The sequence below is a fragment of the Paraburkholderia unamae genome (genome assembly GCF_003268775.1).
Classification (GTDB): Bacteria; Pseudomonadota; Gammaproteobacteria; order Burkholderiales; family Burkholderiaceae; genus Paraburkholderia; species Paraburkholderia unamae.
In genome coordinates this window covers 66,634-88,394 of record NZ_QLSU01000001.1, presented here as the reverse complement: position 1 = coordinate 88,394, position 21,761 = coordinate 66,634, and the positions used below count along the sequence as shown (strand labels likewise).

Annotated in this window: 21 protein-coding genes; 14 read left to right on the top strand and 7 right to left on the bottom strand. The window is 66.8% G+C overall.

Annotated elements, in window-relative coordinates:
- The first annotated feature begins 8 nt into the window (after positions 1–8).
- Positions 9–1,061: an aldo/keto reductase gene (locus C7401_RS00395; protein ID WP_112169168.1), complete on the top strand. Its 1,053-nt coding sequence runs from the start codon at positions 9–11 to the stop codon at positions 1,059–1,061.
- A gap of 17 nt (positions 1,062–1,078) precedes the next feature.
- Here C7401_RS00395 and C7401_RS00390 read toward each other — a convergent pair whose 3' ends face one another.
- Entirely contained in the window at positions 1,079–1,438 is a 360-nt protein-coding gene (locus tag C7401_RS00390) for a BON domain-containing protein (protein ID WP_112169166.1), read from the bottom strand.
- 361 nt (positions 1,439–1,799) lie between these two features.
- On the opposite strand from C7401_RS00390, the gene C7401_RS00385 reads away from it, so the two are divergent.
- Together C7401_RS00385 and C7401_RS00380 are read left to right on the top strand one after the other, a co-directional pair.
- Positions 1,800–3,335, top strand: coding sequence for an RNA polymerase factor sigma-54 (locus C7401_RS00385; protein ID WP_112169763.1), 1,536 nt, complete (start codon positions 1,800–1,802; stop codon positions 3,333–3,335).
- A 149-nt stretch (positions 3,336–3,484) separates the two neighbouring features.
- A complete protein-coding gene (locus C7401_RS00380) occupies positions 3,485–4,126 on the top strand; it encodes a TetR/AcrR family transcriptional regulator (protein ID WP_112169164.1) in 642 nt (213 codons plus the stop codon).
- Between the two features lie 15 nt (positions 4,127–4,141).
- Here C7401_RS00380 and C7401_RS00375 read toward each other — a convergent pair whose 3' ends face one another.
- Positions 4,142–5,449 (bottom strand): cation:proton antiporter, encoded by a 1,308-nt coding sequence (locus tag C7401_RS00375; RefSeq protein WP_112169162.1) that lies wholly within the window; start codon positions 5,447–5,449, stop codon positions 4,142–4,144.
- Between the two features lie 211 nt (positions 5,450–5,660).
- Entirely contained in the window at positions 5,661–6,506 is an 846-nt protein-coding gene (locus tag C7401_RS00370; protein WP_112169160.1) for a DUF72 domain-containing protein, read from the bottom strand.
- A 177-nt stretch (positions 6,507–6,683) separates the two neighbouring features.
- Here C7401_RS00370 and C7401_RS00365 point away from each other — a divergent pair, with 177 nt between their 5' ends.
- The gene (locus C7401_RS00365) at positions 6,684–7,100 is read left to right on the top strand and encodes a transposase (RefSeq protein WP_112169158.1); all 417 of its coding nucleotides are present in this window, start codon (positions 6,684–6,686) and stop codon (positions 7,098–7,100) included.
- Between the two features lie 55 nt (positions 7,101–7,155).
- On the opposite strand, the gene C7401_RS00360 is transcribed toward C7401_RS00365, so the two are convergent.
- Positions 7,156–8,814 (bottom strand): bifunctional aminoglycoside phosphotransferase/ATP-binding protein, encoded by a 1,659-nt coding sequence (locus C7401_RS00360; RefSeq protein ID WP_112169156.1) that lies wholly within the window; start codon positions 8,812–8,814, stop codon positions 7,156–7,158.
- A gap of 207 nt (positions 8,815–9,021) precedes the next feature.
- On the opposite strand from C7401_RS00360, the gene C7401_RS00355 reads away from it, so the two are divergent.
- Positions 9,022–9,993, top strand: coding sequence for an acetyltransferase (locus tag C7401_RS00355; RefSeq protein ID WP_112169154.1), 972 nt, complete (start codon positions 9,022–9,024; stop codon positions 9,991–9,993).
- Between the two features lie 80 nt (positions 9,994–10,073).
- Here C7401_RS00355 and C7401_RS00350 read toward each other — a convergent pair whose 3' ends face one another.
- Positions 10,074–12,509, bottom strand: a complete 2,436-nt coding sequence (locus C7401_RS00350) for a phosphoketolase family protein (RefSeq protein WP_112169153.1) — start codon at positions 12,507–12,509, stop codon at positions 10,074–10,076.
- A gap of 324 nt (positions 12,510–12,833) precedes the next feature.
- On the opposite strand from C7401_RS00350, the gene C7401_RS00345 reads away from it, so the two are divergent.
- The 8 genes from C7401_RS00345 (at position 12,834) to C7401_RS00315 (ending at position 18,890) form a co-directional block, all read left to right on the top strand.
- Positions 12,834–13,820, top strand: coding sequence for a zinc-dependent alcohol dehydrogenase family protein (locus C7401_RS00345; protein WP_112169151.1), 987 nt, complete (start codon positions 12,834–12,836; stop codon positions 13,818–13,820).
- Between the two features lie 243 nt (positions 13,821–14,063).
- Entirely contained in the window at positions 14,064–14,525 is a 462-nt protein-coding gene (locus C7401_RS00340) for a universal stress protein (protein WP_112169149.1), read from the top strand.
- A gap of 523 nt (positions 14,526–15,048) precedes the next feature.
- Entirely contained in the window at positions 15,049–15,585 is a 537-nt protein-coding gene (locus tag C7401_RS00335; protein ID WP_112169147.1) for a hypothetical protein, read from the top strand.
- Positions 15,575–16,321 carry an acetoacetyl-CoA reductase gene (gene phbB, locus C7401_RS00330; RefSeq protein ID WP_112169145.1) on the top strand — a complete coding sequence of 249 codons (747 nt, stop codon included), beginning with the start codon at positions 15,575–15,577 and terminating at the stop codon, positions 16,319–16,321. The genes C7401_RS00335 and phbB overlap by 11 nt, the downstream gene beginning before the upstream one ends.
- Positions 16,322–16,581: 260 nt before the next feature.
- Positions 16,582–17,013: an Hsp20/alpha crystallin family protein gene (locus C7401_RS00325; RefSeq protein ID WP_112169143.1), complete on the top strand. Its 432-nt coding sequence runs from the start codon at positions 16,582–16,584 to the stop codon at positions 17,011–17,013.
- 151 nt (positions 17,014–17,164) lie between these two features.
- Complete coding sequence (locus tag C7401_RS00320) at positions 17,165–17,377, top strand: hypothetical protein (protein ID WP_112169141.1); 213 nt, start codon at positions 17,165–17,167, stop codon at positions 17,375–17,377.
- Between the two features lie 169 nt (positions 17,378–17,546).
- Positions 17,547–17,708, top strand: coding sequence for a hypothetical protein (locus C7401_RS44775; protein WP_181565462.1), 162 nt, complete (start codon positions 17,547–17,549; stop codon positions 17,706–17,708).
- A 192-nt stretch (positions 17,709–17,900) separates the two neighbouring features.
- Positions 17,901–18,890, top strand: coding sequence for a hypothetical protein (locus C7401_RS00315; protein WP_112169762.1), 990 nt, complete (start codon positions 17,901–17,903; stop codon positions 18,888–18,890).
- Positions 18,891–18,915: 25 nt separating this feature from the next.
- Here the strand turns inward: C7401_RS00315 and C7401_RS44770 are convergent, their stop codons facing one another.
- The gene (locus C7401_RS44770; protein WP_258396779.1) at positions 18,916–19,611 is read right to left on the bottom strand and encodes an SH3 domain-containing protein; all 696 of its coding nucleotides are present in this window, start codon (positions 19,609–19,611) and stop codon (positions 18,916–18,918) included.
- Between the two features lie 365 nt (positions 19,612–19,976).
- Here C7401_RS44770 and C7401_RS00305 point away from each other — a divergent pair, with 365 nt between their 5' ends.
- Entirely contained in the window at positions 19,977–21,299 is a 1,323-nt protein-coding gene (locus C7401_RS00305) for a TIGR00366 family protein (RefSeq protein ID WP_112169139.1), read from the top strand.
- Positions 21,300–21,372: 73 nt separating this feature from the next.
- Here the strand turns inward: C7401_RS00305 and C7401_RS45435 are convergent, their stop codons facing one another.
- On the bottom strand, positions 21,373–21,741 hold the full coding sequence (locus tag C7401_RS45435; protein WP_258396806.1) for a DUF488 domain-containing protein: 369 nt from the start codon (positions 21,739–21,741) through the stop codon (positions 21,373–21,375).
- Positions 21,742–21,761: the final 20 nt, after the last annotated feature.

The following is a 21,761-nucleotide window of genomic DNA, read 5'->3' as shown; positions in this document are numbered from 1 at the left end:
GTCACACCATGCGTTACAACCCACTGGGCCGCACCGGCCTGTTCGTTTCGGAACTTTGCCTCGGCACGATGACGTTCGGCGGCGGCGCCGGCATCTGGAGCCAGATCGGCGACCTCCAGCAGGCCGACGCCGAGCGCCTGGTCGGCCGCGCGCTCGACGCGGGCATCAATTTCATCGACACGGCCGATGTCTACTCGCAAGGCGTTTCCGAGCAGATCACCGGCCAGGCGCTCAAGAATCTCAAGGTCCCGCGCGAGCAGGTGGTGATCGCGACCAAGGTGTTCGGCGAAATGGGCACCTCGCCCAACGAGCGCGGCGCCACACGCTATCACATCATGGACGGCGTGAAGGCGAGCCTGAAGCGTCTGCAACTCGATCACATCGACCTGTACCAGATTCATGCGTTCGATCCCGCCACGCCGATCGAGGAAACCGTGCGCGCGCTCGACACGCTCGTGCGCCAGGGGCACGTGCGCTATGCGGGTGTCTCGAACTGGGCCGCGTGGCAGATCGTCAAGGCGCTCGGCATTGCGCAGCGCGAAGGGCTTGCGCGCTTCGAGTCGCTCCAGGCTTATTACACGATCGCCGGGCGCGATCTGGAGCGCGAACTCGCGCCCATGCTGGAGAGCGAAGGGCTCGGGCTGATGGTCTGGAGTCCGCTTGCGGGCGGCTTGTTGAGCGGCAAATACGGACGCGAGCAGCAAGGCGAAGCGGGCAGCCGCCGCACGACTTTCGATTTCCCGCCCGTGAATCGCGAGCGCGCGTGGGATTGCGTGGACGCCATGCGGCAGATCGCGCAGAACAAGGGCGTGTCCGTCGCGCAGATCGCGCTGTCCTGGTTGCTGCATCAGCGCGTGGTCACCTCGGTGATCGTCGGCGCGAAGCGCACCGACCAGCTCGACGACAACATCGCCGCGACGAAGGTGAAGCTCAGCGTCGAGGAACTCGGCGTGCTCGACGACGTGAGCGGCTTGCCCGCGGAGTATCCGGGCTGGATGCTGGCGCGCCAGGGCGAAGCCCGGCGCGCGCAGCTCAGGCAATCACAGCGCGACGAGGATTGAGGCGGGCGGGGCGCGCATCAGCTCGCCGCCGAGACCTTCAGGTGGTTCTTCACCGAGGACACGCCCGAGACGCCCTCCACGACCTGTTTGGCGTTGTCGCGGTCCTCGGCGCTCGGCACCGTGCCCGTGAGGGAGACCACGCCCTTGCGGGTCTTCACGTGGATGTGCTCGGACTTGACGTTCTTCGCGCCGAGCAACTCGGCCTTGACCTTGGTGGTGATGGTTGCGTCGTCAACGTGCTGGCCCACGGATTCCGAGCTGCCCGCAGGCGCCGCGCTGTTCGTCGCGCCGTTCGTCGTGGTCTGCGCACCGGCGACGAGTGCGAAGGTCATGCAGGCGGCGCCCGCCGCGGTCTTGAGGATGTGGATGCGCTTCATGGCGACTCCCTTTCTGGTTGTGGTCGGCCCCTTCTTCCGCAAGGTGCGTGCCGCGGCATGCCCGCGGCGGCCTTCGCCAGCGTTGCGGCTTCCCGCGCGGCCCGCTGAAAGCCGGCCGGCAGGCGCGGACGCTGCCCACAATGCGGGATCGCAGGCACGGTGCGGGGCCGCCGTTCGCCACGCCGGGACGTGACACAATTTTTCCGCACGTTTGTAAAAAGCGCCCGTTCGGGGTCGGAAAAGACACCCGCCTGGCATGCGTTGCAAATGCCGATCCCGTTTCAAAACAGGGTGTTGGAAAAACTGGCATGGGTGTTGCATGAAGGGGCCCATCACTTCAATCAACACAAACGGGATCGCCATGCCTTCCATCGCGTTACACGCGCGCCAGCATCTGGCGCTCACGCCACGCCTTCAGCAGGCCGTGCGGCTGCTGCAACTGTCGTCGCTGGAATTCCAGCAGGAGTTGCGCGAGGCGCTCGATACGAATCCGTTCCTTGAGTACGTTCCGCCCGCCTCGGAAACCGGCGAGGCGGCCGAAGCCGCGGAAGGCGCGGCCGGCATTGGCGCCGCGGCTGCGGGCACGCCCGAAGTGCCCGCCATGGCGACGGAGGGCGCGGTCGATGGCGGCCTGGAAAGCGGCATGCCGCAGGACGCCGGCCCCTACGCCGAAAGCGACGCGAACTACAGCGATGCGCCCTATAGCGACGAAGGCTCCGGCTATACGGCTGAACTGCCGTCACCGGCCGCGCTGCGCTCGACGAGCTATCGTGGCGAGGACGGCGACTCCGACGCCTCCGACTGGGTGCGCGTACCGCTCACGCTGCGCGAGCAGTTGCACGAGACGCTGCGCCTCTCGCCGCTCGACGACCTGGACCGGATCGCGACGCAGGTGGTGATCGAGGCGCTCGACGACGACGGCTATCTGCGTCAGGACTTTGCCGATCTTGCCGAAGTCGATGGCGCGGGCGAAGGGCTCGACGAAGACCGTCTGCGCGTGGCCTTGCGCGTGGTGCAGACGCTCGATCGCCCGGGCATCGGCGCGCGTTCGCTCGCAGAATGTCTCTCGCTGCAACTGGACGCGATGCCTTCGGGCACGCCGCATCGCGAACTGGCCATGCAGATCGTTTCGCAGCATCTCGAACGCCTCGCGCGCCGCGAGCACGGCGAGCTTCAGCGCCAGCTCGGCTGCGACGCGGCCTCGCTACAGGCCGCCATCGCCCTCGTGCGCCGCCTCGATCCGAAGCCCGGCAACCACTACGGCCGCGCGGACGGCGGTTACGTTGTCCCGGACGTGATCGTGCGCCAGGTGCGCGGCAAGTGGGTCGTGAGCGTGAATCCGGCGATCGAGCCGCGCGCGCGCATCCACAAGCTTTATGCCGAGATGTTTGCGCGCTCGGACCAGACGAGCCGCTCGCCGCTCGCGCAGCAACTCCAGGAAGCGCGCTGGCTGATCCGCAACGCTCACAAGCGCTGCGAAACCATCCTGCGCGTGGGCGAGTGCATCGTCGCGCGCCAGAAGGCGTTCTTCCAGTACGGCGAAATCGCGTTACGGCCCATGCTGCTGCGCGACGTGGCCGACGAACTGGGCCTGCACGAATCCACCGTTTCGCGCGCGACCGGCAACAAGTACATGGCCACGCCGCGCGGCATTTTCGAGTTCAAGCGCTTCTTCCCGCGCGAGCTGGAAACGCGCACGGGCGGCACCTGCTCGGCGGCGGCGGTGCGCGCGCTCATCAAGGAGATGATCGACGCCGAAGATCCGCGCGACCCGCTTTCGGACGTCATCCTCACGCAGGAGCTCGAAAAGCAGGGTGTGCAGGTGGCGCGCCGCACAGTCACGAAGTATCGGCAGATGATGAAGCTGCCGGCCGCGGAGATGCGCCGCCAGATTTGAAGTGCTGCTGTGTGCCGGAAGGCGGGGGGAGGTGTGCGGCGCGTTGACCGGCGTTACGTGACGTGCGGGCAGTGCGTCACGTAACGCGCGCCGCCCTGGCGCCGCTAGAATACGAGCCATTGCTCATATTCGACGCCCGATTGCCCGCCATGCCTCCATCCCGAACGACACGCGCAGCCCGCCGCCCGGCCGCGCTCGACGCGCGCAAGCAGCCTGTGCAGCGCCGCTCCGCCGCCACCGTCGAGGCGATCCTCGAAGCCGCCGCCCGCATTCTTGAAAGCGCGGGCCTTGGCGGTTACACCACGAACGCCATCGCGGCTCGCGCGGGCGTGAGCGTCGGCTCCCTCTATCAATACTTCCCGAACCGCGACGCGCTCACCGCCGCGCTGATCGAGCGCGAAAGCGCACCGCTGCTCGCCGAGGTCGAGGCGGCCGCCGCCGCTTCGAGTTGCGAGGCGGGGCTGCGCATGCTGATTCGCGCGGCGGTGGCGCATCAGATGCAGCGCCCGGAACTGGCGCGTCTGCTCGATTTCGAGGAACGCCGCCTGCCGCTGGGCGAGCGCGACGCACGCGTGAGCGAGCGGATTCATGCCACGCTCGTTCAGGTGTTCGGCCTTGCCGACGCGCCGCGACTGAGCGACCGGCCGACCGCGGCCTATGACGTGATCGCCATCGTGCGCGGCATGGTCGATGCGGCCGGCGAACGCGGTGAGACCGACGCCGACGCGCTGGAGGCGCGCGTCACGCGTGCGGTGATCGGTTATCTATTGTGGACCGAGCACACCGGATAGCGCCCGAGCCTGGCTTCATCGTTCGGGGTGCAGCGCCTCTTCCTCGGGCCGGCGCGCGATGCCGAGCCAGCGCGAGACGCGCCCCAGCGTGAGGCCGTTGCAGAGCAGGTTCAGCAGCACGAAGGCGGCGGCCATGGTGGCGGCGAATGCGCGCGTATCGGCGGAAAGCGCTTCGTTGCGCGCAACGCAGATCGCGAGCGTGAGGGTGACGGGGCCGCGCACGCCGCCCCATGCAATCAACCATTGATGCGCGCGTGGCAGCGGCTCGCATATCCTGAAGCGGCTCAGAAGCGGCAGGCAGATAGTAAGGATGCCGAATCGGCTCAATATCGCGGCCACCAGCGCCAGGGCGAGCGGAAGGATTTCGCGCGCGTGGAGGTTGTCGAGCAGGCTCGGTACGCGGGCGGAGGCCAGCAGAAAAACGGCGGCCGAGGCAATGCCGGCCTGGTAGGACCATAGCTGGCGAAACAGGTCGAGGCTCGCGGCGGCACGCCGCGTTCGCATCAGCCGGTTGGCGGCGAGGCCCGCGCACACCACGGCGGCGACGCCGGAAACATGCAAGCCCTGTTCCGCACAGGGATAGAGCAGGGTAGGCAGCGCGAGCGAGAGCGCGTACTCGGAAAACGGCAGGCTGCGCAGCGCGCTGGACACGGCGACGAACAACGCACCCGCGAGCGCGCCGAACGCGCAGCCGCCGACGAGCGAAACGAGGAAGGCCGCAAGCGGATGACCGTGCGCGGGTGCGCTGGACGGCGCGAGCACGAGCGCGCCGGTGAGCAGCGTGGAGATGGCGATGGCGGCGGCGTCGTTCAGAAGGCTTTCGCCCTCGATCAGGCGGATCAGCCGCTCGGGCGCGCCGCTGCTGCGAAAGAGCGCGATGACGGTGGAAGGATCCGTCGTACTGACGATGGCGCCAAGCAGCAGGCAGACGATCAGGCTTTCGCCGCTGCTCACCCACGTGGCGAACCCGACGCCCGCCGCGGCGGCCACGACCGCGCCGATCGCGAGCACGAGGATGGGCGCGAGATCGGCGAGAAAGCCGCGCGTGTCGACCTGCAAGGCCGCGTCGAAAAGAATGGGCGGCAGGAAGATCCAGAGATAGGCCTCCGGCGGCAGCGAGGGCGTCAGAAACGGCACGACGGTCGTGGTGGTGAAGCCCGGCGCGAAGTGCTGTAAAGCGAGATAGCCGAAGCCGCATAACACGCCCGCGCCGGTCAGGCCGAACGAATCGGAGAGGCGGAATCGCTGTGTGAGCGCGTGGCAGAGCGAAATGACGAGCAGCAAGACGCCGGCTCGGATGGTGAACTCGATTGCGGTTTGCAAAGACTGGAAACTCCGTGGTGCGGCGCTGTGAGTATCTCGCTGCGTTGCACCATTTCCAATTGATGTACATCAAGGTTTGGCTGATGGTGCAAAGACCACGTCATTACCGCCTTTTACGTACCGGATGAGCGGCGGAACCGACCCCGAAACGGCATTCGCGCGGGGCGCGAGCGCGTTTTTCGGGGGCGCGATGATCGAATGCGCGCGGCCGCTATCGGCTCGCTTGCGAAGCCGCGTCGAGGCGTTCGATCAGCGCCATCGCCGCAGCGGGATTGCGCTCCTTGAAACCGCTGATGACGTAGAGAAAAACGTCGCGTCCCGTTTTCGTGGCGAGCGGTTTTGCGTAGGTGTCGAGGTCGTCGGGCGTGTCGCCGTGTGCCCAGGCGAGTGCCCGGGTGACCCATCGCTCCAGCTCGGCGGAAGTGTAGCCCTGCGGGTGATCCTGCTCCGTCCCCATGATGCGCGCGTAGACGAACGGCGCGCTCGCATCGGCGATCTGCGGGTAGGCGGAATCGCCGGAGACGACGATGGCGGCTTTTCGCTCGCGCGCGAGCGCCACGAAATCCGGCGTACAGAAGCTCTCGTCGCGCACTTCGAGCGCGTGGCGCAGCGGGCGGCCTTCGGCTTGATCGGGGAGCAGGTCGAGGAATCGTGCGTAGTCCTCCGGATCGAAGCGCTTGCCCGGCGTGAGTTGCCAGTTGATGGGGCCGAGCTTGTCGCGCAGGTTCAGCACGCCGCCGCCCAGAAAGCGCGCGATCGTGGCACCGGCTTCGGCCAGCACGCGCCGGTTCATCGCAAAGCGCGGAGCCTTCAGCGAGAACACGAAATCGTCGGGGGTTTCGTCGTGCCAGCGCGTGAAGCTCTCGGGGCGCTGCGCGCCGTAGTACGTACTGTTGATTTCGAGTGTGGAGAGATGGCGGCTCGCGTATTCCAGTTCGCGGCGTTGCGCGAGCCCTTCGGGGTAGAACGCGCCGCCGCGCCAGGGCGCATAGATCCAGCCGCCTACGCCGACGCGAATTCGCCCGCGCCGGGCTTTCGATCTGGGAGTGGCCGTCATCGGGAATCCGTCATCGTTGCCGGGATGGCGCAGTGTAGCGCAACGTTCCGCGTGCACGAGTTCGGCTCACCCGGCCGGCGCGCGCGTGTCGCGACCGCCGGGCCATTTTAGGCATAGTCCGATATTTTCTTGCGGGTTGTGAGGCTAATTTAGTCATGTTGTGTCAGATAACCTCACATGGATCATCAGATGTCTTCCCGCATATCTCCGGAGCTGACCGATGCGCAGTGGCGCAGCATCGAGCCAATGTTTCACGAAGTCCGCGTCGATGGTCGCCGCCGCGGGCGCCCCGCGCATAATCCCCGCCTCGTTTTCGCCGGCATTCTTTGGGTGCTGGCGACCGGCTCGGTCTGGTCGAAGTTGCCCGAGTCCTATCCTGATTTCCGGACGTGTCACCGCCGCTTCAAGCTGTGGTTCGACGCCGGTCTTGTCCATCACGCCATGGAGCGCCTGTATGGCGAGGACGGGATCGCGCTGTGCACGGCAATGGCCTCGCGCATGCAGCCCTGGCGCGCGCCGGCCGGCCGCAAGCCGCGCTTTCCGGTGGCGTCCACGCTGCGCTGGCCGCTCGTGCGGCCGTTCGCGGAGCGGTGAGCCCGCCGGGTGTGCGAACTCGGCGCGGGCGGCGGATTATGAGTCCGCTGCCACGTCAAATCTCACCATCCTCCGCGCGCATGCGCTCGAATAGCGGCGCCCACCATTGCGCGCGAGAGAAGGCCTCGATCGGAACGTCGGTGTCGAGGTCGACGGCATGCAGGCGCTCTTGCGCATCGAGCGCGTCGGCTTGGGAGACTTGTGCGGCCAGCACGTCGGCGCCCGCGTCGGAGGCGTCGCGCGGTCCGCGCGCGCGGGCATCCACTCGTTCGGCCAGGCGTGCCTGCGGCGCGTGGAAATTCAGGATCAGCATGGGCCGGTTCAACTCGCGCGCAAGCGCCGCGAAGCGCGCACGATGCGCGGCCTTCAAAAACGTCGCATCGACCAGCGTGGTATAGCCCGCATTCAATACGTCTCGCACATGCGCGACCAGGCGGTCGTAGTGGGCATCGACCGAGGCCTTCGTGTAGGCGCTTGCAGGCAGGGCGTCGAGCATGGGCGCGGCGAACGGTCCCGGGCGCTTGCGTTCGAGATCGCTCGAAACGCGCACGACTTCGCATCGCTCGGCTAACGAGCGGCTCGCGACGGACTTTCCCGAACCTGAAAACCCGTGACACAGCAGCAGCCACGGCGTGTGTTCGCGTATGGCGCGCGCCTCGTTGGCCGCCAGCGCCAGGTAGCGCGAGTATTTGCCTTCGCGCCTGTTCTCTTCCTCGCGTTCTGGCCGGCCCGCCTTGAGCAGTGCCACCAGGGCCCTCACCAGTGCGCGATAAACGATATCGATCCGCAGCGCCGCGAGCCCCGCAAAATCGCCTGTCGATTCGAGGTAGCGGTTGAGCAGCCGGTGCGCGTGCGCCGTGTGATCGTGCGCGCGCAGGTCCATCAGCAGGAAGGCGAGATCGCAGGTCACGTCGATCCATCGCAGTTCGTCGCTGAACTCGATGCAGTCGAACATCAGCGCATGCCGCCCGTGGCGGACGATGTTGTCGAGATGCAGGTCGCCGTGGCAGGCGCGCACGAAGCCGTTCGCACGGCGCGCGTCGAGGTGCGCCGCAAGTCTTGCGAGTTCGCTTTCGCAGGTGGCGCGCAACCCGGCGTCGCGCACGACGCGTGCCGTGCGTGGGTCTGTTTCGAGCGGCGCGAGGGCCGCGAGCACCTGTTCGCGCAGCAGCGCCGCCGAACCGAGGCGTGCGGCGGCCGCCCGCGCTCCGCGCCCGGCGCGGCGCGCATGCCGATGGCTTTCGGCAAGCTTCGATGCGGCCGCATCGATATCGCCCGCGCTCAATTCACCTTGCGCGAGCAAGTTGGAGAACAACATGCACTGGTCGAAGCGCCGCATGCGCACCGCGTAGTCAATCGCCTTTGCGTTGCCGCGCCCGAGCCGGCACCGCCTCCCGTCTATAAACAGTGCACACACGTTGCGATAAATCGCACCCGCGAACGGCGCATTCAGACGAATCTCAGCTTCGCAGCAACGACGTCGCGCGTCGAGCCGCACGAAATCGACGAAGCCGAAATCCACGGGCTTCATGATCTTGTAGGCGTACCTCCCGGCGAGATACACCACGGAAATGTGCGTCTCGATGCGCACGACATGCCCGGCCGGATGAGCGTAGGTCGAGGCGCGAGTGAGTGCGGCGTCCACGAGGCGGACATGGCGGCGCGCGGCGCGCCGACGGTTGAGAACATGACGAGAGAGTGGGGTATCGGACATCGGTGTCGAAGGCGTGGGAGTCCTGGGACGGTGGGGCAGCGGCGTCGTGTGCGAACCCACGCGCGGGTGGGCGCACACGAGCGGTTGTGCGGCATGGGGCCGGGTTGATCGAAACGGCCTGCGCCGCCATCGGCATATTGCACCTTTTGTGCAATCCGGCGAGGCTGCGCGATACTGTCAAGCTCAACCCAATGGAAATTCGGAGACATGGCGCATTTCGACGTATTCAATGGCGACGCGGACGGCATCTGCGCGCTCCACCAACTGCGGCTCGCAAGGCCGCGCGAAGCGACGCTCATCACCGGGGCCAAGCGCGATATCGCGCTGGTCGCGCGCGTGCCGGCCGAACCCGGCGACTCCCTCACGGTGCTCGACATCTCGTTCGAGGTGAATCGCACGGCGCTCGCCGCGCTGCTCGCCAAGGGCGTCGCGGTCGAATATTTCGACCATCATCACGCGGGCGACCTGCCTGTGTGCACGAATCTCATTGCGCATATCGACACCACGGCGCAGGTCTGCACGAGCGTGCTCGTCGACCGGCACCTGGCCGGCCGCTACCGGCCTTGGGCGATCGCCGCCGCCTGGGGCGACAACCTGCCCGATACGGCGCTCGCGCTCGCGCAGCAGGCCGGGCTCGACGCGGCGCAGGCCGACCCGCTTCGCGAACTGGGCGAGTCGATCAACTACAACGCTTATGGCGACTGCGTCGAAGACCTCGTGATCGCGCCGCTCGACCTGTACGCGACGATGAAACCCTATGAGAGCCCGTTCGACTTTATCGCCTCGGAGCCCATCGTCGCGCAGCTTGCCCGCTGCCGTCACGAAGACCTCGAACTGGCCCAGGCCATCGCGCCGCTCATCGCCTTGCAGTACGGCAGCGTGTGCGTGCTGCCCGACGAGCCGTGGGCGCGCCGCGTGCGCGGCGTGTTCGCCAATGTGCTTGCCAACGAGGAGCCTTCGCGCGCGCACGCCGTGCTGAGCGTGAACGCCGACGGCAACTACGCCGTGAGCGTGCGCGCGCCGCTCGCGCAGCCGCGCGGCGCCGACGAAGTCTGCCGCGCTTTTCCCGGCGGTAACGGCCGCGTGGGCGCGGCGGGCATCGACTGCCTCGACTCGAAGCGGCTCGACGCGTTCGTTACGGCGTTCGCGCGCGTGTTCGGACGCTCCAAGCCGGCCTGATCCGCGGCACGCGGTCGCCGGGCGGCCCAAAGTCGCGTCAAGCCGGTCAAGCGAGTTAAGCCAGGTCAAGTGAGGCCAGGTCAAGCGACCCCGCTGCCGCCTTGCGCGCTGTGCGCGCCGGGCCAGCGCCAGTTGCGGATCTCCGGCATGTCGTCGCCGTGCTCGTCCACGTAGCGGCGGTGCGCGGCCAGCTTGTCGTGCAGCGTCTGGCGCAGGTGCGCCGCCCGTTGCGCGAGCCCTTCCACGCGGTCGATCACGGCCTCGCACAGGTGAAAGCGATCGAGCCGGTTCACCACCGTCATGTCGAACGGCGTGGTCGTCGTGCCTTCCTCGATGAAGCCGTGCACATGGATGTTCGCGTGGTTCGCGCGCCGGTAGGTGAGCCGGTGGATCAGCGACGGGTAGCTGTGGTGCGCGAAGATCACCGGCTTGTCGGTCGTGAAGAGTGCGTTGAAGTCGGCGTCCGGCAGGCCGTGCGGATGGCGGTCGGCAGGCTCCAGCGTCATCAGGTCCACCACGTTCACCACGCGCACCTTCAGGTCGGGCAGGCAGGTGCGCAGCAGGTCCACGGCCGCGAGCGTTTCCAGCGTCGGCACGTCGCCGGCGCAGGCCATCACCACGTCGGGCTCGCCGCCGTCGTCGTTGCTCGCCCATTGCCAGATGCCGATGCCGTCCGCGCAATGGCGGATAGCCGCGTCCATGTCGAGCCATTGCGCCTGCGGCTGCTTGCCCGCCACGATGATGTTGATGCGGTTCCATGTGCGCATCACGTGGTCGGTGACGGCCAGCAGCGTGTTGGCGTCGGGCGGCAGGTACACGCGCACGGTGTCCGACTTCTTGTTCACCGCATAGTCGATGAAGCCCGGGTCCTGGTGGCTGAAGCCGTTATGGTCCTGACGCCACACGTGCGAGGTGAGCAGGTAGTTGAGCGAGGGGAGCGGGCGCCGCCACGGAATCTCGCGAATCACCTTCAGCCACTTCGCGTGCTGGTTGAACATCGAGTCGATGATATGGATGAACGCTTCGTAGCACGACATGAAGCCGTGCCGGCCCGTGAGCAGATAGCCTTCCAGCCAGCCCTGGCAGGTGTGCTCGGAAAGGATTTCCATCACACGGCCGTTGGTGGCGAGCTGGATGTCGTCGGGCGTCACCTCCGCGAGCCAGGTGCGCGACGTCACGTCGAACACGTCGCTCCAGCGGTTCGAGGCCGTTTCGTCCGGTCCGAAGATGCGGAAGTTGCGCGTGGGCTCGTTCACGCGCATCACCTCACGCAGAAACGCGCCCATTACGCGCGTGGCTTCGGCGTCCACCTGGCCTGGTGCGGGCACGTCCACGGCGTGGCGCTCGAACGCGGGCACGCGCAGCTCGCGCACGCGCCCGCCGCCGTTCGAGCGAGGGTTGGCGCTCATGCGCTTTTCGCCTTGCGGCGCGAGCGCGGCGATGTCGGGAAGGAGGCGGCCCTGCGCGTCGAATAGCTCCTCGGGCTTGTAGCTGCGCATCCAGCTTTCGAGCTGCGCCAGATGGCCCGGTTTGGCGATATTGGCGAGCGGCACCTGGTGCGAGCGCCACGAACCTTCGGTCTTCTGGCCATCGACCGTCTTCGGGCCGGTCCAGCCCTTCGGCGTGCGCATCACGATCATTGGCCAGCGCGGGCGCGGGTAACCGGGCGGCAGGTTGCCCTGCTCGTCGGCGAGTTCGCGCGCGGCCTTCTGGATGCGCGCGATTTCGTCGAACGCCGTGTCGAATGCGGCGGCCATCAGCCGATGCGCCACTTCGGGTGCTTCCGCTTCCACGAAGATGGGCTCGTGGCCGTAACCCTTCATGAGCGAGGCGAGCTCGTCGTCGCCGATGCGCGCGAGCACCGTCGGCCCCGCGATCTTGAAGCCGTTCAGATGGAGGATGGGCAGCACGGCGCCGTCGGTGGCCGGATTGAGAAACTTGTTGGAGTGCCAGGCCGTGGCGAGCGGGCCGGTTTCGGCCTCGCCGTCGCCGACCACGCAGGCGACGATCAGGTCCGGGTTGTCGAACACCGCGCCATAGGAGTGCGAGAGCGAGTACCCAAGCTCGCCGCCTTCGTGAATCGAGCCCGGCGTTTGCGGCGCGACGTGGCTTGGAATCCCGCCCGGAAAGCTGAATTGCTTGAAGAGCGCGGCCATGCCTTCTTCGTCTTGCGGCACGTTGGGCCAGGTCTCGCTGTAGGTGCCTTCGAGCCATGTGTTCGCGACCACGGCCGGCCCGCCGTGACCTGGCCCGGCGAGAAACAGCACGTCGAGATCGCGCTCGTTGATGATGCGGTTCAGGTGCGTGTAGAGGAAATTGAGGCCCGGCGTGGTGCCCCAATGGCCGAGCAGGCGCGGCTTGACGTGCGTGAGCTGGAGCGGTTCGCGCAGCAGCGGATTGGCGAGCAGGTAGATCTGGCCCACCGAGACGTAGTTCGCCGCGCGCCACCAGGCGTCCATGCGGCGCAGCAGGTCGTCGGAGAGCGGCGGGTGGGCGGGGGTGTCGGTTGCATTCATGCAGGGGCTCCGGTTGCGCGGCGGCGGAAGGCGGACCGAGGCGCAGATGCGCGGGGTGCGGCAGGGCGCACCTGGCGTGCGCGCCGAACGAGGCGAGCGTGGCGCGGACAAGCGCGCGAAGCGCCTCGCGGCGGGGCCTCGTGGTCCAGAGGGAATCGTCTTATGTTGCCACGATCGCGCGGCGCGCCACGCGAGGATGTCCCGCGGCGGCGCGTCGCAGGGTGCGCGCCGGCAATTCAGCGGGCGACGCAGCGGCCGACCGCGTAACATGATTAATGACAGCCGACGCGGCGTGTGGGCTGCATTCATGCGAGGAGCGAAGCGATGCGGGCGATGGTGTTCGACGGCGAAAATCCACGGCTGCGTGAAGTCGAGTTGCCCGATCCGCAGCCGGGCGCGGGCGAGTTGCTGATCGACGTCCATGCCTGCGGCGTCTGCCGAACCGACCTCCACGTAGTCGATGGCGATCTCACGCACCCGAAGAAGCCCGTGATTCCAGGGCACGAGATCGTCGGCACGGTTGCGGCGCTCGGCGCGGGCGTGACTGGTTTCGCACCGGGCGACCGCGTGGGCGTGCCCTGGCTCGGTCACACATGCGGCCACTGCCGCTTCTGCGCGAACGGGCGCGAGAATCTCTGCGACACGCCCGGCTTCACCGGCTATACGATCGACGGCGGCTACGCCACGCGCACCGTCGCCGACGCGCACTATTGCTTTCATCTGCCGCGCCAGTACAGCGATGTCGAGGCCGCGCCGCTGCTCTGCGCGGGGCTCATCGGCTATCGGTCGCTTGCGATGGCAGGCGATGCGAAGCGCATCGGTATTTACGGCTTCGGCGCGGCCGCGCATATCGTCGCGCAGGTCGCGCGGCACGAAGGGCGCACGGTCTACGCGTTCACGCGACCCGGCGATACGGCGGCGCAGCAATTTGCGCGGCGCCTGGGCGCGGAATGGGCCGGTGGCAGCGACGAGCGCGCACCCGAGGAACTCGACGCCGCACTCCTGTTCGCGCCGGTCGGCGCGCTCGTGCCCGCGGCGCTGCGTGCGCTGACCAAGGGCGGCATCGTCGTGTGCGGCGGCATCCACATGAGCGATATTCCGTCGTTTCCGTATGCCTGGCTGTGGGAGGAGCGGCGCATTGTTTCCGTGGCAAACCTCACGCGCGAGGACGGTGCGACGTTCATGGCGATCGCCGCGCGCCACAAGCTGGAAATCGAGACCACACCGTATCCGCTTGCGCGCGCGAACGAGGCGCTCGCCGATCTGCGCGAAGGGCGGCTCACGGGCGCGGCGGTGTTGACGATGCGTTGAGCGCGCCCGTGTTCCGACGATGACGTCGATGGCGTTGATGATGGCGCGGCGGTGACAACGGGTCGCACTCGCGAAGGTGCGCATCCGTACCCAAATGCGATACAAGGATTTTGACACTACGTGCGCCGCCGGAAACGCGGTGCACGACACGCAACGGCCGGCAGGCCGACGCGCGCCACGCTCACAAGGCCCGGTGCGCGCAGGCCGTGCCGCGCACCATGGGCGACGCCCGGGAGGTCCACGATGTACAAGCAGATTCTGGTAGCGGTGGATGGCAGCCGCAGCGGCCGCCGCGCGCTAGACGAGGCCGTGAAGATTGCGAAGGCGACCGGGGCCGCGGTCGAGGCGCTGTGCGTCGTGCGGCATCCGGCGCGGCTCGTGGACGTGAGCACGGGTTTCGCCGAGGAACAGGCGCGCCACTCGGCGGAAAACGACGCCGCGACCGCGGCGCTGGAAGAAGCCAGAACGGTGTTCGCGCAGGCTCAGGTGACAGGCTCCACGCGCGCCGCCGACGCGAACGGAGAGGAAATTGCCTCCGTCATTTCGCGCATCGCCGCCGAGGAAGGTGCGGATCTCGTTGTGATGGGCACGCGCGGCCACTCGGGCATGAAGCGGCTGCTGCTCGGCAGCGTGGCGGAGTCGTTCCTTCGCGTGGCGGACCGTCCGGTCATGCTGGTGCGCGAAGAAGAGGTGCCGGCGGCCTGATCCGGGCCGCCGGTTTCACCGGCCGGGCGGCCTTGAGCTCGCGCTCGGCCGCAGTGCGCGCAGCGTGGTGGTTCGCATCGTGGGCAGTGCGCGGGTGCGCCAGCCTGCGCGCCGCGCTGCGCCGTCACATTTCCCTGCGTTTTTTCCGCCGGTCCCTGCCTGCGCGGCGTTCCGTCGCGAAATACTCGCAAAATTCCCGCCAATAGTGAGCCACCGCGCATCAACTATCTTGATTTGTGACGTTGATCAAGCGGTGGCCTCGCGATTCGTCACGCGAGAGTCCTTCTTCCTGCCTATGATGTTGGCTTGAGCCGACTGTCTTGCGGACGCGCCGCACTCCGAAGCAATCCATCCACCATCGCCGCGCCTGAAGCGCAGCGTTCGTTTCTTTCGCGCGCCACTGCCTGCGTCCGTCGCGGCCCCCGGCTGCCGCAACCGCCACGATTGCCGCACTCGCTGCACTGCTTGCAAAGCGCACCCGGCTGCGCGCCGGGCTCCCGCCATCACATGGAGGAGATTGACCATGGTTACCGCATCCCAACCCAAAGCGCCGTTCGATGCCTGGCGCGCCAACACGTCGGCCTCGCTGCGCCTGGTTGCCGGGCAACAGCAATGGCGCGAACGCCTGTTGAAGCTGGAGCAACGCCGCCTCGAACGCGACCGCGAGGCGCTGGAGGGCGTGCTTGAATCGTTGCGCACCGCGCACGACTGGAGCGATTTCGCGCTCGCCACGCAATCGGTCTGGCGCGACTATTTCGCCGCGAGCACGGCGCTCTGGCAGGAGAGTGTCGCAGGCGCGTTGCAGGACGCGGGCACGTGGTCCGAAACGGCGCGCGGTTTCGCGCAGCAGTGGCAGGACGCCTGCACGGGCGCGCAGGCGGGGGCGTCGAGCGCGGCCGGCGCGCTGCCGATGCGCGAGTGGATGAACGCGTTCGAGCGCGCGATGACCAGCGCCACGAACGGCGCGGCCGGTCCGGCTGCCGCTTCTGCCAACGCGCCGGGCGCACGCACGAGCCGTGCCCAGGGCGCGAGCGAAAGCGGAGGCTCGCATGGCCACTAAACGGGTTGCCTTCGTGACGGGCGGCATGGGCGGGCTGGGCGAGGCGATCAGCCGGCGGTTGCATGACGCGGGCATGACCGTCGCGGTTTCGTGCTCGTCGGCGAGCGCCCGCGCCGACGCCTGGCTTGCCGGTGAGCGCGCGGCAGGCCGCCACTTCGAATGCCATGAGATGAACGTCGCCGATTTCGAGGCATGCACGCGCGCGGCGCAGCAAGCGCTTCATGAATTGGGCCAGGTGGACGTGCTCATCAACAACGCGGGCATCACCTGCGACCGCAGCTTCGTGAAGATGGCGAAGGCCGACTGGGACACCGTGATGCGCACCGACCTCGACGCGCTTTTCAATGTCACGAAACCGTTTCTGCCCGGCATGCTCGAGCGCGGCTTCGGGCGCGTCATCAATATCGGCTCGGTGAACGGCTCGCGCGGCGCGTATGGACAAACCAACTATGCGGCGGCAATAGCCGGCATGCATGGTTTCACGAAGGCGCTCGCACTGGAAGTGGCGAAGAAGGGCGTGACGGTGAACACGGTGTCGCCCGGCTATCTCGCTACGCAGATGGTGGAGGCCGTGCCGAAGGACGTGCTGGAAACGCGCATCCTGCCGCAGATTCCCATGGGCCGCCTCGGGCAGCCCGACGAGGTGGCGGCGCTCGTGGCGTTCCTCTGCTCGGATGAGGCGGCGTTCATCACCGGCGCCGACATCGCGATCAACGGCGGGATGCATATGCAGTGACGCAACGCCCGCACGCGAATTTTTTCACACATGGCGAAAAAGGGCCTTGCAAACGTGCCGGACGCCTACATGTTGGAACGGTGAGCGGCATCGGCCGCGCCGCGCGAGCGGTGCGCTTCGTTGCCGACGATTCGCTATCGGCTGACCCGGCCGCGTAAGTATGCGCGGCAATAGCTGGGAATAGCTGATGGTTTATTCAGGAGTCCGTTGCATTTGTTCAATGCGCGGACACGGCAATCGTTCAGTCCATGGAGGCATCAATGAGCAATATCTCGCGTCACGATCCGTTTTCGCTGGAAGGTGTGCCCGATCTGTTTCAAGGGCTGTTTCGGCCGTTGCGCACGACGGGCGGCGTGGAAGGTCAGGCGGCCGGCATTCGCATCGACGTGACCGAAGACGAGGCGGGTTACACGGTGAAGGCCGAAATGCCCGGCGTCGAGAAAGACGCGATCGACGTGAAGATCGACGGCAATCTCGTGTCGATCGCGGCGAAGGTCGAGCGCGGCGCCGAACTGAAGGAAGGCGAGCGCGTGGTGCGTCGCGAGCGCTATACGGGCAGCGTGAGCCGCGCGTTCACGCTAGGCGCGGAAATCGACGATGAAAAGGCGGGCGCGCAGTACAAGGACGGCGTGCTGACGCTCGTGCTGCCGAGAAAGATCGCGAGCGCCCGTAAGCGACTCGAAATCAACTAAGTATCGATTGAGGGATCGGGCGACGGCGCGCGGGTGGCTCCTCGCGCCGTCGTCGGCGGGCTCGTAACACGGGGAAACAAGACTGTAGCGAAACTGTACGATTGGATCGCTATGCTGTGGAGCAATGTGAGTTCAGGACTGGAGAGACCCGATGCTCAGCCACCACGAACTGGCGACCTTGCTACTGATCCGTGACGCGAACGCGCCCATTCAGTCGTTCGATTCCGACTTTCTGGCACTAAAGCGCTATCGCCTGGTAGAGATGGACGAAGGAGGAGGCGACCCCACCTTGCGGCTGACCATGCGCGGCCGTGAGTTGTTGCGCCGTCTCACGAACGACGAAGGCGACGACCGGAGCGAATGAGCGCGCAAGCTCAACGCGAAAGAGGCCAGACTGTTGCGCCTCCAACGATGTCAAGAGCGTTTCATCGCGCGCTACGCCCGTTACATCCGTGTAATACGGCACGTTGCACTCTGCGGTACAGTGCTGGCTTTTCGTTTCATCCCACGCTGTTTTACGCAAGAGTCGACCTATGAACGCCGTTTTCAAGCCTGCTGCCCGCCTGTTGGCCCTCATTTCCTGCGCTGCGATGTTCGCGCCGCTCGCCGCCGTTGCCGCGCCGTATCATCACGAGGTGTGCCACGTCGAGCACGTTCATCATCACGCGCAGCGCGTGTGCCACCACGTGCGCTGACGCGCGACGTTGTGTTGAATGAATGACGCCGCACTTCGATGCGGCGTTTTATTTTTGGATGTTAATCAGGAATACGAATGAAGAGGGCAATATCTTCCGCATTCCGCCCTTGTAATGGACTGAAAGAAGCGCATTACACAAGTCATATTGCCATGCACTAAGCTCGGCGACTTCTACGCAACAACGCTCATCATGAAGTCAACCACGTCGCTAGCTGCGTTCAGCGTGAGCGCCACGGCACTCGTCCTGGCTTCGGGGTCGGCGTGCGCGCAGGAGTTCACGCTTTACACTGGGCCGCTCAAAAGCGGCGCCGACCATTCCTATTCCTGGCAAATGGATTACACGGAAGGCTTCGGCGAGTATTTCGCCGGCAGCATTTCGTGGCTCAACGAAGGGCATATTCCCGACCATCACCGCGACGGTCAGGCTATTCAGGCGTGGGCGCGGCTGCCGCTCGCGCAACGGCGTTTCGTGTTCGCGCTGGGCGTCGGGCCGTATCGCTACTTCGACACGGAGGCCGCCTCGCAGGGCGCTGGCTATTCCGATACGCACGGCTGGGGCATGCTCTACAGCGCGCGCGCCACGTGGTATGCCACGCAGCGCTGGACGGCGAACCTGCAACTCAATCGCGTGCAGATCGCACATGGGCCTTCCACTACGGCGCTCATGCTCGGCGTCGGCTACCAGCTCGACGCGCCGGACACGCCAGGCCCGCGCGATTTCGCGCTGCCGCGCACGCAGAAGGTGACGAACAACGAAATTACGCTGATGGCGGGCGAGACGATCCTCAACAGCCTCCAGTCACAGACATCGGCGGCCGAGGCGATCGAATACCGCCGCGGCCTTAGTTCCTTTATCGACGCGACCGTAGGCTATCTGCACGAAGGCAACGGCATCTCGGCGCGGCGCGATGGCGCGACGGCGCAACTCTGGCTCACGCGCGCGTTCCTTGACGACCATCTCACGCTGGGTTTCGGCGCGGGGCTTTATGCGGCGATCCATCACGGTGAGCACCCCGATCAGCGCGATACCGGCGACGGCATTCTCTCGGGGCTCGTCTCCGTCTCGGCTTCGTATCGCTTCACGCCGCACTGGGCCGCGCGCGTGACGTGGAATCGCGTGGTCACGCGCTATAGCCGCGATACGGACGTGATACTGGGCGGGATTGGCTACCGTTTCTAGACTGCGGCGCAGCCTGACCGGCAGGTCAGTTGCCAGGCGGCGGACGACCGCCGCCACCGCCACCGCCACCGCCACCGCCAGGACCGCCAGGACCGCCACCACCACCGGCGCCTCCGCCTCCGCCTCCGCCACCACCACCCTGCGGACGACTGTTGCCGCCACCCTGCGGCCGCCCGCCGCCTTGTCCGCTCGGCCTGCCGCTGCCCTGGTTCGGCGGACGCGCATTGCCTTGACCCGGCGGACGCGCGTTGTTATTGCCGGAGCCCGCGCCGGGTGGCCGGTTACCCGGCCCGGCGTTGTTGGGCGGACGATTGCCGCCGCCTTGCGAGGGCGGTCGTGCGCCGCCGGGCGGGCGCCCCGCGCCGTGTGAAGGCGGGCGCGGCCGGATGGGCGGCGGCGGCACGGGCCGCGGGCCGGGATGGCGTGCCCAGCGAGACTGATTGGAGAACCACGGCCGGTCGCGATAATGGAGACCCCAATACGCGCCGAGCGAGAACGTGACGACAGGCAGGCCGATGCGCGGGCCATAGGCCATCACCGGTACGCGCTGTCCTTGCCACGGGTAGCTGATGAAACTGCCATAGACCCAGCCGCGCAGGCCGGGCATCCCCACGTCGCACCAGCTGAAGCCGGCGACGCAGCCCCACACCGTAATCCCCACGCCGCCCGGCACCTGGGCGACGATCGGAAAATCGGCGGCGGGGCCGGCGTAGAGATTCACGGTTTGATTGGTGAAGCCCTGAGACTGGGCGTGGGCCGGCGGCGAAGCCGCGAACAGGCAGGCCAGGCCGGCGAACACGACACCGAGAAACTGCTTGCGCATTGCTGCCTCCCGCTGGGTGCAATCACCCGGACATTTATTGAGATAGCAGTCGTAACGGTAGCAGATAAGCCTTTTTGGGCGCGTCTGTGCATGTAACGGCTTATTTCGCAGCCAGGCGAAAGTGGCGAAAGCAAGATGTAATCGTTGCGAGCCTGCCCGTGTTACGCACGCATTGTGCAGCCTTGTGCAAGAATCGCGGCCTCGGTTCGCAACGATGAAAACAAGCGGCCGAATCCGTATCAGCAGACGAGGAGCAGACCACCGTGATTCAGCGTATTTCCCATTTCTTCACCGGCGTAGTGCATCGGATCTTGCCCGATCCGCTCATCTTCGCCATTCTCCTGACCGTCGTGACCTTCGTGCTGGCGTTCGCGCTCACGCCGCAGTCACCCGAAGCGCTCGTCCTGATGTGGGGCTCGGGCTTCTGGAATCTGCTCGCCTTCGCGATGCAGATGGTCCTGATTCTCGTGACGGGCCACGCGCTCGCCAGTTCCGCGCCGGTCAAGCGCATGCTGGTCGCGCTCGCAAGCTGCGCGCGCACGCCGGGCCAGGGCGTGATGCTCGTGGCGTTCGTGGGGGCGATCGCCTGCGCGATCAACTGGGGCTTCGGCCTCGTGCTCGGCGCGATGTTCTCGCGCGAAGTGGCGCGCCGCGTGCGCGGCACGGACTACCGGCTGCTGGTCGCGGCCGCGTACATGGGCTTTCTCACGTGGCACGGCGGGCTCTCCGGCTCGGTGCCGCTCGTGGCGGCCACGAAGGGCAACCCGATGGAAAAGGCCGTTGGCCTGATCCCGGTTTCGCAGACCATTTTCACGGGCTATAACGCGTTCATCACGATCGGCCTGATCGTGCTGCTGCCGATTCTCGTGCGCCTCATGATGCCCAAGCCCGAAGATGTCGTCTCGGTCGATCCCGCGCTGCTCGAAGATCCGCCCAGCGTCGAGCGCAAGCTCGGCCCCGACGCGACCTTCGCCGAGCGCATCGAGGAAAGCCGCGCGCTCTCGCTGCTGGTGGCGGCGCTGTGTTTTGTGTTCCTCGGTTTCCGCTTCCACGCGAAGGGCTTCGCGCTCGACATCGACACCGTGAACCTGGTGTTCCTCGCGGCGGGTCTCGTGCTGCACAAGACGCCGATGGCCTACGCGCGCGCCGTGGCCGGCGCCGCGAAGGGCGCCTCGGGCATCATGATCCAGTTCCCGTTCTATGCAGGCATCCAGGCGCTGATGGACCACTCGGGGCTTGCGGGCGTCATCACCAAGTGGTTCGTCGATATTGCGAACGTGCACACGTTCCCGCTGCTCGTGTTCCTGAGCTCGGCGGTGATCAACTTCGCGGTGCCTTCGGGCGGCGGCCACTGGGTGGTGCAGGGGCCGTTCGTGATGCCGGCGGCGCAGGCGCTGGGTGCGGATCTCGGCAAGTCGGCCATGGCGATCGCTTACGGCGAAGCCTGGACCAACATGGCGCAGCCGTTCTGGGCGCTGCCCGCGCTCGCCATCGCGGGCCTCGGCGTGCGCGACATCATGGGCTATTGCGTGACAACGCTGCTGTTCTCGGGCGTGGTGTTCGTCGCGGGGATGTATCTGTTCTAAGCGGCGCACCAGGCGATAAAAGCAGGACGACGCGCCTGGCCGACCCGCCGGCCGCGCGTCGCCCGCCTGATGCTTATTTGTGCTGCAACTTCTTCTCCAGATAGTCGCGCAGCACGATCGCGTGATTGCGCTGCGTGTCGTGCGAGCCGTAGAGCAGGGTGACGTGCCCTGCGGCGGCCGCTTCGGCGAGCGGCTGCCAGCCATCCGGATTGGCGTTCAACTCGGCCAGATAGCGCTTCCTGAATTCGGTCCATTGCTCCGGGTCCTTGTGGAACCACTGGCGCAGCGCCGTGCTCGGCGCCACCTCCTTCAGCCATTCCACATTCGCGAGTTTTTCCTTGCTTAGCCCGCGCGGCCACAGCCGGTCGACGAGAAAGCAGTGATGCCCGCCTTCGGGCAGCGGCTCGTAGACACGCTGGATATCGATTGCCGGTTTCGTCATCATCGAGTCCTTTCTTGCGG